This is a genomic window from Luteibacter sp. NPDC104163 (assembly GCF_055584245.1).
Window position 1 is genome coordinate 72264 of sequence record NZ_JBVJMK010000005.1, and the last position, 13208, is coordinate 85471.

The 13208-nt window shown below is 62.0% G+C and carries 14 protein-coding genes and 1 pseudogene; 8 read left to right on the forward strand and 7 right to left on the reverse strand.

All coding sequences use genetic code 11. The features are described from left to right. Window positions 1–486 precede the first annotated feature (486 nt). From ACZ6YI_RS08210 to aqpZ, 3 genes are all read left to right on the forward strand, one after another. A complete protein-coding gene (locus ACZ6YI_RS08210) occupies window positions 487–1311 on the forward strand; it encodes a toll/interleukin-1 receptor domain-containing protein (protein WP_465778194.1) in 825 nt (274 codons plus the stop codon). A 50-nt stretch (window positions 1312–1361) separates the two neighbouring features. Next, on the forward strand, window positions 1362–1994 hold the full coding sequence (locus ACZ6YI_RS08215; RefSeq protein WP_465778195.1) for a toll/interleukin-1 receptor domain-containing protein: 633 nt from the start codon (window positions 1362–1364) through the stop codon (window positions 1992–1994). Window positions 1995–2382: 388 nt separating this feature from the next. Beyond that, window positions 2383–3117: an aquaporin Z gene (aqpZ, locus tag ACZ6YI_RS08220; protein ID WP_465778196.1), complete on the forward strand. Its 735-nt coding sequence runs from the start codon at window positions 2383–2385 to the stop codon at window positions 3115–3117. Window positions 3118–3145: 28 nt separating this feature from the next. Here aqpZ and ACZ6YI_RS08225 read toward each other — a convergent pair whose 3' ends face one another. The 3 genes from ACZ6YI_RS08225 to ACZ6YI_RS08235 all read right to left on the reverse strand — a co-directional run bounded on the left by ACZ6YI_RS08225 (window position 3146) and on the right by ACZ6YI_RS08235 (window position 5545). After that, window positions 3146–3562 carry a hypothetical protein gene (locus ACZ6YI_RS08225; protein WP_465778197.1) on the reverse strand — a complete coding sequence of 139 codons (417 nt, stop codon included), beginning with the start codon at window positions 3560–3562 and terminating at the stop codon, window positions 3146–3148. Continuing rightward, window positions 3549–4019: a hypothetical protein gene (locus tag ACZ6YI_RS08230; protein ID WP_465778198.1), complete on the reverse strand. Its 471-nt coding sequence runs from the start codon at window positions 4017–4019 to the stop codon at window positions 3549–3551. Before ACZ6YI_RS08230 ends, ACZ6YI_RS08225 begins: the two co-directional genes overlap by 14 nt. Window positions 4020–4534: 515 nt before the next feature. After that, window positions 4535–5545, reverse strand: a complete 1011-nt coding sequence (locus tag ACZ6YI_RS08235; protein ID WP_465778199.1) for an SDR family oxidoreductase — start codon at window positions 5543–5545, stop codon at window positions 4535–4537. 1434 nt (window positions 5546–6979) lie between these two features. On the opposite strand from ACZ6YI_RS08235, the pseudogene ACZ6YI_RS08240 reads away from it, so the two are divergent. Beyond that, window positions 6980–7486: pseudogene (locus ACZ6YI_RS08240) on the forward strand (DNA polymerase ligase N-terminal domain-containing protein); the annotation flags it as partial. 751 nt (window positions 7487–8237) lie between these two features. Here ACZ6YI_RS08240 and ACZ6YI_RS08245 read toward each other — a convergent pair. Beyond that, window positions 8238–8510, reverse strand: a complete 273-nt coding sequence (locus tag ACZ6YI_RS08245; RefSeq protein ID WP_465778200.1) for a hypothetical protein — start codon at window positions 8508–8510, stop codon at window positions 8238–8240. Between the two features lie 218 nt (window positions 8511–8728). Between ACZ6YI_RS08245 and ACZ6YI_RS08250 the strand changes: the two genes are divergently transcribed. The 3 genes from ACZ6YI_RS08250 (at window position 8729) to ACZ6YI_RS08260 (ending at window position 11276) form a co-directional block, all read left to right on the forward strand. Next, complete coding sequence (locus ACZ6YI_RS08250; RefSeq protein WP_465778201.1) at window positions 8729–9223, forward strand: DUF6496 domain-containing protein; 495 nt, start codon at window positions 8729–8731, stop codon at window positions 9221–9223. 99 nt (window positions 9224–9322) lie between these two features. Beyond that, window positions 9323–10513, forward strand: coding sequence for a zinc-dependent alcohol dehydrogenase (locus ACZ6YI_RS08255; RefSeq protein WP_465778202.1), 1191 nt, complete (start codon window positions 9323–9325; stop codon window positions 10511–10513). A 550-nt stretch (window positions 10514–11063) separates the two neighbouring features. Further along, the gene (locus tag ACZ6YI_RS08260) at window positions 11064–11276 is read left to right on the forward strand and encodes a hypothetical protein (protein WP_465778203.1); all 213 of its coding nucleotides are present in this window, start codon (window positions 11064–11066) and stop codon (window positions 11274–11276) included. Between the two features lie 329 nt (window positions 11277–11605). Here ACZ6YI_RS08260 and ACZ6YI_RS08265 read toward each other — a convergent pair whose 3' ends face one another. Both ACZ6YI_RS08265 and ACZ6YI_RS08270 read right to left on the reverse strand, forming a co-directional pair. After that, entirely contained in the window at window positions 11606–11845 is a 240-nt protein-coding gene (locus tag ACZ6YI_RS08265; protein ID WP_465778204.1) for a hypothetical protein, read from the reverse strand. Between the two features lie 32 nt (window positions 11846–11877). Then, window positions 11878–12255: a hypothetical protein gene (locus tag ACZ6YI_RS08270; RefSeq protein WP_465778205.1), complete on the reverse strand. Its 378-nt coding sequence runs from the start codon at window positions 12253–12255 to the stop codon at window positions 11878–11880. Window positions 12256–12380: 125 nt separating this feature from the next. Between ACZ6YI_RS08270 and ACZ6YI_RS08275 the strand changes: the two genes are divergently transcribed. After that, window positions 12381–12602 carry a hypothetical protein gene (locus ACZ6YI_RS08275; protein WP_465778206.1) on the forward strand — a complete coding sequence of 74 codons (222 nt, stop codon included), beginning with the start codon at window positions 12381–12383 and terminating at the stop codon, window positions 12600–12602. A 72-nt stretch (window positions 12603–12674) separates the two neighbouring features. Here the strand turns inward: ACZ6YI_RS08275 and ACZ6YI_RS08280 are convergent, their stop codons facing one another. After that, a complete protein-coding gene (locus ACZ6YI_RS08280) occupies window positions 12675–13034 on the reverse strand; it encodes a hypothetical protein (protein WP_465778207.1) in 360 nt (119 codons plus the stop codon). Window positions 13035–13208: the final 174 nt, after the last annotated feature.

The following is a 13208-nucleotide window of genomic DNA, read 5'->3' on the forward strand; positions in this document are numbered from 1 at the left end:
CCTCCACCCCGAAGAGTCGGCTACCGACTGCAACCAGCTACGAAAATCCGCCCCCCCTGGTCGAGCTTGGTGACGGTAGCAAAAGGGCGGTCGGCAGGCAAACGGGGGGACGGGGGCAGGGACCCGTAAGACTACTTAGAGCCGTCTCAGGGTCGTTCGAACTGGGCCATTTTTCACGTCGTAGGGTTCGCCCTACAACCAATGGCCAAGTTCCCTCGACACAACCTCATGTTTAGATAAGCAACGGAACTGGAGGAGGACGAATGCGCCGCTTTATCGCGGATAGGCTTACGCGCCCCCCATGGATAAACACGCATACGGATTTGAGACGACTGAAACAAATGGCCAGGCGCGGAGAGCAAGGCCGATCCTCCTGGCCGGAGTACACCCATCCTTCGACGGCGCTCGGCTAGGCTAGCCCCGGAACTTCCTTTTCGCGAGCCGGTTCACTCTTCAATTTAGTACGTTGTAAGAGGGGTAGTCGTCATGGACTTCAAGCAGGACTTTTTTATCTCGCATGCTAGCGCTGATAAAGACGAGTTCATACAGCCTCTCGCCGAGTCCCTTTCTACAAAAGAAGTCACTTACTGGCTAGACTCCGTAGACCTGTCATGGGGAGATAATTTGGCGACAAAGATAAATGATGGGTTGCGCGAGAGTCGCCACGCGGTGATCTGCCTTTCTCCTTCATACATCTCGCGCCAATGGACAGAGCTTGAACTGAGCGCAGCATTCGCTAGACGAACGGACGGAAGTTCCCGAAAGGTTTTGCCACTTATCCTGAAAGAGACAGCTTATGTCTTGGACCACTACCCGATAATGGCTGGCGTCTTTTATAAGGAGTACGACACTCCAGATAACGTTGCAAATTCATTGCGCGCGATAGCCGGAAAGGTGGATGTGCCACCTGATCACATCAGAATTTCTGTCGAGTCGGCGCACTCGAGAAAACTGTCTAACATTGTGGCGTCGCGCAAAGCAAGCGTCGGCTGGCTTGCGGCACAGGCTAGACTGGGTGCCGGACTCAAAGACAAACTTGATACGGGGGGATTCCAAGAATTTCCGATTCGCTGGGTTCTGGTAGACACAAGGGCAGAGCCTGAATGGCTGCAAATGGATCAACGTTCGAGAAGCCAGATTAGGGCACTTGTTCAAACCAACTATGGCATCCACCGGGTCACGAATGATTTCGCAGGCTTGGGTGAATCGTTCATCAAGGACGGAATCGTGTTCCATCTGTATGCGGTGCAGGACGACCAAAGAGGCCCAGAAGGCGGGCGCGGAGGTCACGTCGTATATCACACCCGGTGAATTTCGCTGATGTTCATTCCACATATTTGCGCATTGGAAGGAGCTGACCTATGCATGCGGCGAGCAACCTCGGTGCAGGTATTGAGTATTTCGCTACTTTGTCGCGCAGCGAACAGAACTGGGTTACAGCAAAGCTTGTGTCCAGCTTGACCGAATATGAGCTGAGTGCGCTTGATGATTTCATGGCTTCGATGTCCGCAGCTCGGAACGCCCGCCTGGGTGGCTTGACCGTGTTCCTTAGCCACAGCAGCAAGGACAAGCCCTTCGTTCGATCTCTAAGCAATCAACTTAAACGGCACGGCATCAGCACGTGGCTAGATGAAGCCGATCTTTTGGCCGGCCAGCCCCTCGCCGAAAGGCTCTCGTCGTCAATTACCACCTCATCACTGCTTTTGGCAGTCCTCTCCAAGCACTCGGTTCGATCCGAGTGGGTAAGGAAAGAGCTAGCACAAGCCATGAGCCAGGAAATAGACGACCACAGGGTTAAAGTCATACCAATTGTCAAAGACGACTGCACAATACCCGTAGGACTCCAGCATAAACTTTGGATGGATTTCCGCAGCCCCCACGCACGACGCAAGAACCTTCCAGTCCTCACAGACACACTATTCAAACTTGCGCCGCAAAGTCCGCGCACGATCAACCCTGGACACCCAACCCCGTCGCTTCATCCGTGGCTTTGAGAGATGAGTTCTGCCCGCGCTCTATGGCTCACATATGCGCTACGACCCGATCGATGTGAAAGCACTATGAGGCTTGGATTCGGAGTTTAAAATGATGATTGAAGAGTCGCAGCACGAGATCACTGCCGAAGTGCAGAACGCAGCTAAGACAAATCCGAATGGATGCCGTGGATAGTGGCATCAGCGGCGATGCCCGGCTTCGCGAGCTGTTCCGGAAGGCCGTCATCAGCCTGCGATCGGCATAAGGCGCTTGGCATCATTGCAGGGTATGAGGCGGTTGAGTATTTCTACTGAGCCGGTTCGCGTGTTTTGTCCATAGCTTTCCGTGGCAGAAGATTCTGTACTTCTGGTGGAACCCGGTGTCCACATCACCAGAAGAAGGAATGTCATGTCGAAGCGACTGTTCGCCGAATTCTTTGGAACCTTCTGGCTCGTACTTGGCGGCTGCGGAAGCGCAGTACTCGCCGCGGCGTTCCCAACGCTTGGCATCGGCTTCCTGGGAGTCGCACTGGCCTTCGGGTTGACCGTGCTCACGATGGCGTACGCCGTGGGCTACATCTCCGGGGCGCACTTTAATCCGGCGGTGACCGTGGGCTGCTTCGCCGCCGGCCGATTCCCAGCGCGCGACGTGGTCCCCTATATCGTTGTCCAGGTGCTCGGCGGCATCGCGGCCGGCGGCGTGTTACTGATCATCGCGAGCGGTAAGCCGGGCTTTGACGTTGCGTTGGGTTTCGCGACCAACGGTTACGGTGAGCATTCACCGGGCGGATTCTCGCTCGGTGCGGCGGCGGTGACCGAGTTCGTGCTGACAGCCTTCTTCCTCGTTGTGATCCTTGGCGTCACCCATAAGCGCGCACCTGTCGGTTTTGCGCCGCTAGCCATCGGCATGGCGCTGACCCTGATCCACCTGATATCGATCCCTGTCACCAATACCTCGGTAAACCCCGCACGGAGCACCGGCGTAGCCGTGTTTCAGGGTGGATGGGCACTGAGCCAGCTATGGCTGTTCTGGGTAGTGCCGCTGCTCGGAGGCATCGCGGGCGGGCTGGCCCATCGGGCATTTCTGGAACTGGCGCCCGAGCCGCGCGAGAACATCGAGGGGACGGACGAAAGGCCGCGTTGAGCGAGCAAGGTTGGGAAAGGTCTGCACTTCAACGTTCAACGGATGCGCACGCAAGTGACGGCCGCCTGGTCTGAAGGACGGCTCCGGACATCACCGCTTCAAAGTGAACATCATAATTCGTATCGCTGCGAAGCTGGTCTAATGGCAAGATCTCCCATGCGTAGCATGAGACTTGACCATCCGCAGACGACATCGCCGGACGTGCGACGTACTTCGTTTCCGCAAGGGCAGGGTGCTTCAGGGCCACATTCCAATCGACAAGCTCCGGCGACGGAAGATGTAACGAAAGAAGATTAGTCATCATCCGCTGCACTTCAAACTCCGCCAAATGGCCTCGTAAGCCCTGGGCGGAATCGATGATTTGCGCCAGTGCACGATGTGGGATCTCGTGGACAAGTAGCTGAATGACGCGAAGCCGATAGGCATTGGCTTCAAGTGCCGGCATAGACCAGCTCCCCAGGCGAAACCTTGAAGAAGGATTCCGGCACATGGCATAGGTCGGCGATCTGGCGGACCTTAAGGTAGCTCCAGGCAGGACTATCGCCGTGAAATCTGACATACGCGAAGGTCTCATCCCCGCCGAGGCTGGTGCCGGCTGGGTAATGCTCAATCCAGGCGAGACGCTCGTACACGTTATAGGGATAAGGCGTTTGCCTTGGCGAAGCCACGCCCTTGAATTGCGCGAGCTCGCCGGACGCCTTCAAGTCCGTAATCAGGGAATCCCGGATAGCTTCGAGACCGTTGGTTATCGACGTTCCGTGATAGTCGATCAGCTGTGCGCAGAGGACCACGATGGAATCTGGGCGGATTCGCGCCTTGAGGTAACAATGCCCGGTCGACCCGAACCCCGGAAAAGAATATCGCGGGCGCTCGACGTCGATATATGGCGATGAATCGTCCATGCTGGCCTCTGTCCAAGAAGAGAGGCGCATCATAGGGGAGTCGCCTGTCGGCGTGCTCTTAATGGCGTCGCGAACGCTCCGTCCTCGCCAACCGCATGAGACCCTTGGAAAATTAAGCTAACTGAGTCGCGAACCGCAGGGGTGGCCTTGCATGTTCGCGACACTATTAAGCGTTCACCCGACGGTTCGCGACGCGATTACTACCGCGAGCAGCCAGGCCATGTGACACCCGGTCCGGCGCCTTACCTGCCGCTCCGAGGTCCGCGAGGCGAGCGTGTCCGGTGCTCGCGACGAACGCTCACGTGTTGAGCACGAGCTAGATGACTGAGCCCAAAGCCGCAAAGCTAATTGCGGGAGCGTCCATATCGCGTGCCACGAAACGCGTGTTACTTCTAGTGGCGCCTAGGCGGCTGGTACCTAGAGATGAACACACTTATTCTTTTTCGGTGCCGTGATGGGGCGCCCAAAGCTCCCTGCGGCCATAGACGGACCGCTCGCCATCCCGCCCTACGACGTCAAGGGATACCGGTGCCGCCGGCAGCACCGATCACTTGGCCTGTCTCGTAGCTCGCCTCGGTCGATGCGAGGTGTACGTAGATTGGTGCGATTTCTGCGGGCTGGCCGGGGCGGCCCATGGGCGTGTCGCCACCAAATTTCTTCAGATTCTCGGCAGTCTGCCCACCGGACACCTGCAAGGGCGTCCAGAATGGGCCAGGCGCCACTGCGTTTACACGGATGCCCTTCTCCACCAGCTGTTTCGCCAGACCCTTGGTGAAGATCATGATCCCACCCTTCGTCATGGCGTAGTCGAGCAGGTACTTCGAGGGGTTGTATGCATTCACTGACGCGGTGTTGATGATGGTTGCGCCCGGCGCCAGATGAGGCACCGCAGCTTTCGTGATCCAGAACATCGCGTAGAGGTTGGTCTTCACCGTCCAGTCGAAGTATTCGGTGGTGATATCGAGGATCGAATCGAAGCTGTGCTGTCGCCCGGCGTTGTTCACCAAGATATCGAGGCCGCCGAGCCCCTCGACGGTTTTCTGAACCAGCGACTGGCACCAGGCCTCATTGCGAATGTCTCCAGGCAACGCTAATGCCTTGCGGCCCGCAGCGCGGATGAGCTCGATCACCTCCTTTGCATCGGCTTCTTCATCCGGCAAATAGCTAATGGCGACATCGGCGCCTTCGCGGGCGTAGGCGATGGCGACTGCACGGCCGATGCCAGAGTCACCGCCTGTAATCAGCGCCTTCCGCCCGGCGAGTCGCCCGGTTCCCTTGTAGCTCGTCTCGCCGTGATCCGGCCGCGGGTTCATTTTGCTGGCCAAACCGGGCCACGGCTGGCTTTGTGCGGAGAAAGGCGGTTTTGGATGACCTTGGCGCGGATCGCCTAAGGGTCGGACGGGTGCGTCATCGGCGGCGGCCGCGCTGGGCGTGAAAAACGTGGAGCCGGCGATCGCCGCGGCGGTGACGCCGAGCGATACGTTCTGCACCAGGCGGCGGCGTGCCGGGGAGAAGTCGACGGGCATAGGAGGCTTCCTCGAGTTCGACGAGGGGTCAAGACTGCCTCCCGATAAGTCGACGAGGCGTTTTCGTCACGCGAAATATGTGAAGGCGGCGTCGGCCCGTGATCGGTAGCGCCAAGGGGACGTGGTGGGCAGCGCTGTCATGCCGGAGCCCATCGGTGCGGGATCATGATGCGCGTGGAAAGGTAGTCGCCCCAGACATGGAAACGCCTGTCTTGGCGGCTAGCCCTGCGTCGCGGCCGCCTGAGGCCGATGCGGTCCTCGCGACGGTTCGCTGCGCGTTGCACGCCGGGATGCACGAGGACATTGCTCTGCCAGAACGGGTCCGAAAGGCGACCACCGCCGCACCTGAAACCCTGGACGATTTTCTGGCACTCGCCGATTTTTGCCGACACGCTCAGCGCCTGGCTGAAGGGCAGGGTGCGTGGGCAGCCTCGTGGTGTCGTGATGGGACGCAGGCGCGCCGCTCGCGGAGGTCATGGGCGAGGACGCGTCGTAAAGCTCGCCATTGTCCATCTTGGCCAAGACACCTCTTACCTTAAGCACGCCGACGGACTCCGGTCGCCCACTCGCTGCGCAGGTATACGACGGATGCGGGCGTCGGCGGCACGTGGCCGATCCTGGCGCGTGCTGCATGGTCCCCCGCTGGGTCAGTACCTCGCCGGTCCCGCGCAGCTGACGTACAAGTAACACTCATGGCGTATGACCCGTGGGCATGGCAATCCGAGGCAGAACTGCGACTGAGGGCCAGTCCCGTGCTGCCTAGATGAGGCAACCATCTCTATTTGACTACGGTGATGGCCCGCTCCCTGAAGTGCGAGGCGAATCTTGGCCCCAATACGCGTGCTGGTCTTGCTCGCCCCCCCCTTACGGCTCGACGGGTACATGCCGTGATAACCCGCTGGACGATCGAGCGCGGGCCTACTTCGCGGATTGCGGTCGGAACCGTTTGCTTTGCGAACAGCGTCTCTTTTCCCCACCGCCAAGGCTGTGAGACGCTTTCCGCGTTCCCGGCTTTCGCTGTTTTCCCGTCGATCCCGGGGGCAAGCTGGTCCGCTTCGCCGAGAGGCGTGGGCGGCTGGTGACTTACTTAGGGCACGTCCGCCATGCGGTCGTTCGCGCGGTCGTGTGGGTGTCCGAAGGACCGGCTGACATCAGCGGGGGCGGGGACCGGTTTGCAGCCGATCCTCGCCAGTTCGGAGCCTCGCTGCGGGGTTCAATGAACACTGCGCCGACGCCAACAACGGTGCCGTCGCGCGGTTAATGCGGTCCGCGTCTGCATATCGTGCCTGTGAATGGGTCGCGACCCGATGGCGCCCGGCGATCTGTTTGCCGACCAACTAGATTCACGCTTAAGTGAGCGCGCCATTAGGTCTCGTTGACAGGGACATCATACGGCCAATGCGATTTGAACGGTTTTCCGACACGGGGAAGGCCATGACGATGCGGGAGTACGCGAGGAAGCGCGATTTCGGCCGCACGCCCGAGCCGCAACCGGACGATATCGCCAGAACGTCCGGTTGCGCCATTTTTGTCGTTCAATTGCACCATGCATCGCGGCGACATTACGATTTCCGATTGCAGGTCGGCGGCGTGCTTCGATCATGGGCCGTTCCCAAGGGCCCTAGCTTCGATCCGTCGGTGAAGCGGCTTGCGGTTGAGGTCGAGGGCCATCCCCTGTCCTACGCGTCGTTCGAAGGCGACATACCCGACGGTTATGGAGCGGGTCATGTCGACCTGTTCGATACGGGCACGTGGGTGTGCCTGGGCGACCCGGAGGCCGCAATCGTGAAGGGACACCTGCAATTTGAGCTCTTCGGAGGACGCCTGCGCGGCCGGTGGCATTTAATTCGGGGACATAAGAAGGAGCGGCAACCCAACTGGTTTCTCGTCAAGGCCAAGGACGCTTATGCTGGCGACGTTGAAGCGGATGACCTTCTCAGCGCAAAAATGATCCGCAGCACGCAGCGCGCGGCAGGCACAAGCGGTGGCGCCAGGGCAGTGGCTCAGAAACTGGCCGGCTCGTCCAAGTCGCCGCCGAGCGCAAAAGCGTACCGCGCGCCGTCGCAGGCCACGCCCGATCGCCCGAAGCGCGCGACTAAGAAAACGCCCAGCGCCGGCCCCCGGTGATTGCACACCCGAGCGCCTGGTGTTCGATTTCGATCCGGGTCCGCCGGTGGGCGGGGCGCGGGTTAAGAGCCACTTTGCGTTCGAGGCGCGATACTAGCAAAGCTAAACCTAGAGGGCTTCATGCGCTCCACCGGGGCTAAGGGCTGCACGTGGTCGTGCCCTCGACCGGGCGGGGTTCGCGGACGGGCTGAAGGTGCTTCACCCCTCGAATTTGCTTCGGCGACCTCGAAGGCCGGTCGGGTCGGTCTGGCCGGCCGGGTCGATGTCGGTCACCCGCCCAACGGCTGCGTGGCCACGGCGGTGGCATTCTATTCCCTGGCCGGACGGTCCAGCGCATCAGTAGCGATGCCGGTCGGCAGGACTAAGTTGGACCAGGGTCCCGCCTGCCTGTCAGGGCAGGCGGGAGGACCTGTCGTCCGCGATTACAGGGACAACAGCGCAATCGGGGGGAGGTACCGGGGCCGTGCGATGCTCACGCATGCCGACGCGAGGGCAGCGGAGACTGTGAGATCTGCCAACGTGATCCCGGCCAATCTGCCGCTCCGCTGCAGATGAGATCGGAATTTTAGCCTTCCTCGTCGGGGTCGTGCGCGACGTCGATCAGCAGCGCGATCTCGTCGGCGAGCACGATCATGGCCAGGCCCAGGTCGCCCTGTTCAGTCGGGTCTTCCGATAAGGCATCAACCACGCGCTGCGCCGCCTGCGCTACCGTTTGGAGTTCGGCGCTCCCAGCGAACTTAGCGACGTCGACGGCCAGCCGGCGCGCGTTCCTATGGTCGCCCGCTTCGACCGCGGCGGCCAGGTGCGTCGCGGTAGCAATCACATCTTCGAGCGTCATGACCGAGTCCCGGTGCCAAGTCCCAATCCTAGTCCGCAACGTGGACCGCGGCCACCGCGCCCCGAAAAGGCTTGCCTTTCCAGGCGCCGGCCTTGTTCCCACTCGACGGCGCACCCACGGTCCAGTTCGCGCGGAAGCCGCGTCGTTGACGAGCACGTGACGGCGCATGCGCGACGTTAGGAGGTAACGATGCTTCGACCGCCACCGGAGTCATGAGCATGCCGGAGAAAAAGATCAGGACGAAATCCCACGCCGCCAAGCGAGCTGGAAAATCAGGCAGTACCCAGGCCGGCGAATATGTCCATGAGGAAATCGAGCACGTCAGGAAGGGCAAGCACGGCGCCAAGTCCGCCAAGCAGGCCATCGCCATCGGTCTCTCGAAGGCTCGCCGGGACGGTGTGAAGGCCCCGGCGAAGAAGACCGCGAAGAAAGCGACACGGAAGAAGGCCGCGCAGGATACGGCCGCCTCCCATCGCAAAGCCGCTGCGAAGAAGGCTTCCAGGAAACGCTCGACGGCGACCAAAAAGGCCCTGAAGAGTGCCAGCAAGACATCGACGAGCAAGACCGCCTTGTCGCGTCAGGGAAAGTCGGCCGCACGCAAGCGGCCCGCCGCATCGAAGAGTGCAGCGGCGAAGAAGGCCGCGCGGACGAAAGGCGCCGCCGGTCGGAAGACCGCTGCGAAGAAAGCGGCACGGACGCGCGCAAAATCCTGATCGAGCGGAGCTAGGCGCGTTACTCGCGCCGGATTCGATCATTTCCCTTTACCGGGGACGGGGGCCGGTCGAGCTGCCCGTTCCATGTTGAGCTGACCTATGAAAGCTATCGTTTTCCACGGCCCAGGCGATATTCGGCTGGACGAGGTATCCGAACCGACGCTTGAGGCGGACACCGACGCGATCGTTCGCCTCACGAGTTCGGCGATCTGCGGCACGGACCTGCATTTCATCCGCGGGACCATGGCCGGTGTCGAGCCGGGCACGATTCTCGGCCATGAGGGTGTCGGCGTTGTCGAAGCTGTTGGCCCGGGTGTCCGTAACCTGAAGGTGGGCGACCGTGTCGTCATTCCATCGACCATCGCCTGCGGCTATTGCGCGTATTGCCGGGAGGGCTATTACGCGCAGTGCGACAACGCGAACCCGAACGGGCCGGGCACGGCCTTTTACGGTGGACCAAAGGACGCTGGCGGATTCCATGGGATGCAGGCCGAAAAGGTCCGTGTGCCTTTCGCGAACGTCAATCTGGTGGGACTGCCGGACGAAGTCAGCGACGATGAGGCGATCCTGATTTCCGATATATTCCCGACCGGCTACTTCGGTGCCGACCTCGCAGGAATCAAACTGGGCCATTCCGTGGCGGTGTTTGGATGCGGCCCGGTCGGCCAGTTCGCCATCACCTCCGCCAAACTGCTCGGAGCCGGGCGCGTGTTCGCCATCGATCAACACGAGGACCGGCTGGAAATGGCACGCAATCAGGGCGCCGAGGTCATCAATTTCGCCAAGGAGGACCCGGTCGCGACCCTCAAGGAGCTGACCGGCGGCATCGGCGTGGATTCGGTGATCGATGCCGTGGGCGTGGACGCGGAGCATGCCCATAGCGGTCCCGCGCAGGGGACGAACACGCGTGAAACCGCCCACGACGCGTCGCCCGGGGCGCGTGATCATGCCGGTCGCTTCCAGGCCGGCGATGGCCCCATGCAGTCGTTGGCGTGGGCGGTCGATGCGGTGGCGAAGGCCGGCACGGTCGCGATCATTGGAGTCTATCCGCCGTCCGATAACCTGTTCCCGATTGGCGCGGCGATGAATAAGAACCTCACGATCCGCATGGGTAATTGCAACCACCGGAAGTACGTGCCCATGCTCGTGGAACTGGTGCGCAGCGGCCAGGTCACGCCCACCCTTATCCTCACTGACCGGGAGCCACTTAGCGACGCGATCAGCGCGTATGAGCAGTTCGACAAGCGCCAACCGGGATGGATCAAGGTGGAACTCGAGCCTGCGCAGTGAGGGTGTCGCCGCTGACGAAGAGAAAGGGAAGGGGGGACGAGACGCCCACGGCAGTCGGCGTTTCGGTTCTGGGCAAGTTAGCGGTCGCAGTGTTGATTGTCGCCCTCATCGCCGCGGCGGCGATTGGCGTGGCGTTCTGGGCCGCGAGGGCCTAGCCGTTGACACATCGGAGGTCCAGCTGGCTTAGGCGGACGGCGCAAAGCGGCGTCGGGGCAAGGACGGGACCCGGTCGTAACTGCTTGTCGGCAGCGTGGCGGCGTCGGGAGAGGTATAGCTTGCTTATCACCCGGCCGCGCGGCTCTTACAACTCGACTTAACACGGCGTGCCTGCACACGCATCTCGCGTGGCCCGCGCCTCGGGACGGCTACGGACGACGCGTCGGCTCCCGCGACGACCGCCCTCACGAAACGATGACCTTGCGATTGTAACGATGATGGCGTGGTACGGCCCCTCCCACCCCCCGCCGTTCCACACTCATGCCCCTGTCCATCAGGGGCTTTTTTCTGTGCAGGGTCCCTCGCGCTTGGGCCTTGAGCTTCGGAGTGTTTCATGGCGCAGGTACGCATTTACATCATGTATCCCGCCCACAACTCGCGGTCCTGGCATGTGTCGATCAACGGCATGGATGGCGAGTCGTACACCGACGGTCTGCTTGCGCTGCATGCGGCCTGCAACCGCGCACGGATCATGGAGGACATGGGCGACGAGGTCACCGTCCTTCAGGAAGATGCGGCTGGCAGCTGGCACGTGGTCCGCGAATAACTCACCGGCCCGGAGGAAGATCGGGTCGCACAGCGACCTTTACGGACCAGTGCGGGATGGCGTCCGTATCCAATTGCCTCGGCGCTGGACGCCGAAGCGGCGCTCGCGCGAACCCGTTCCCAGCCGTACCGGCGGATGTCGACCCATCCCTCGCGTCGGCGGTGTGTCGCTCGCGAGCGGGGTGGCCGCACACGAAGGTGGTGCTCATCCCGCGCCGCCATCGCGCCGGACTGCCAAGCTGAGGGAGCGCAACGCGCCGCTGGCCTCCCCGGGCGAGCGCCGATAGCTGCTCGCGGTCCACGACCGCCTCTGTTGAACGAGGACGCTGGCTAGACGTCAGGCTCGTTGGCTCCCCGGTCGAGCCAACCACCGGGCCGGTGCATGGCCCATTCGAGTTCCCGAGCCATCGCATCGGAGATCTCCGCCCCTTTATGCAGTTTTGTCAGGACGCCTGCGCGAAGGCCGAGCACCTGGTGGATCATCAGGGTGGATTCGATACCGTCCGCTTCGAGTTCGGCGAGAAGCCGACGCAGATTGGCCCAACGGCGGGCCTGCAGGGTAACGGACACCGAGTCAGAGGGGACGGGGCCTGATGTTGCCCTCACAGCTGCACCGCGAGCGCTTGCTCGATGGCCAACTCCAGTTCCCCCGCCGTGAACGGTTTCAGCAGACGGATGGCGCCTAGAGGCGCCTCGGTGGCATCCTCGTCGGGATCGGAGAGCATCACCACAGTGCGCAAGGCAGGGTTGATCCGGCGGGCATCGGCAAGGTAAGCCCCGGACCGGTCTTCGCCTGGGGCGGGGACGGCGGCGATCAGGAAATCGACGGCAGCGTGGGCAAGCGCGGAGTGGGCACCGCCGGTGTGCGTGGTGGCGACCAGCACCTCGTAGCCGCGCCGCCGGAGGGCGTCGGCCACGGTGTCGGCCAGGACCGCATGTGGTTCGACGACAATAGCGAGCGGAGCAGCTGGGTCGGTCATGGGTCTTTGATACGCTCAACCTCGTCGGGGGGCAACCTTGAGCCGCTTCCTGCCGACGAGCCCGGGGGCCGGAGGTCAGCTATCCGCATGGCTTGCCCGCCAATCCCCATCCCTGGAGCAAGCTCATGGAACAGCGTATCGAAGTCGTCGACGAGCACGGGAAGCGGTTGGTGGCCATCGTCACCCATGCGTGGTTCGGCCGCGAGATTGTGTGGTCCGCGGAAATCGAAGGCATGGTGCTGTCCGTCCCTATCACCGGAACCGCCGGCGATGAGCGGAGCATCACGGCTGCGCTTCAGGCCACTGTTTTACGCTGGGGCATCGCAGCGAGCCCGGCGCGGCCTTAGGCGCTTCCGTGGCGCACGTCGGGACTGCGGAGCGCGTACAAAGCATCCGCATCGACGCATGGGCGCGATGGCTCACCGCTCGGGCAGGAGCGGGGCTTCGACGAGCACCTCGGCCGCCTCCGCGGCATGACGAGGGATCTCCGTCCGTAGGGCCTTCTCGACCAGCAGATGACGGGCCGCTTCCCGCACGTCCGCTTGCCGCTCATCGAGCCAGTGCCAGGGGACGCACATGACGTGTTCCAACGAACGGGCCAGATAGTCCGGCATCACACCACCGCCCAGGATCAGGCCCACGCGTTCGGGGCGCATGGACGGACCGAACGCGGCGGCGAGGCGGTGGGGATCGCGAAGCCCTTGCTGCTCAAGCACCCGGCAGAGCGCTCGGAAATTGGCAACGCGGGCCGTTAGGGCAGGTGTTTCAGCATCGGTCATGGCACAGGAGAGCTTTCGATTCGCTACGGCCCTTTATCGGCGCGAGGCTCTGTTTCTTGAAGTGGGCCACGCCACACACACGCCACGAAACGGCTGTGCGAGTCTGGCTGCCGCCTTGCGGCCACAGCCTTGCCGGAAGCCGCCCAGGGCGGCTGGACCTTTCCACCGGCTGGC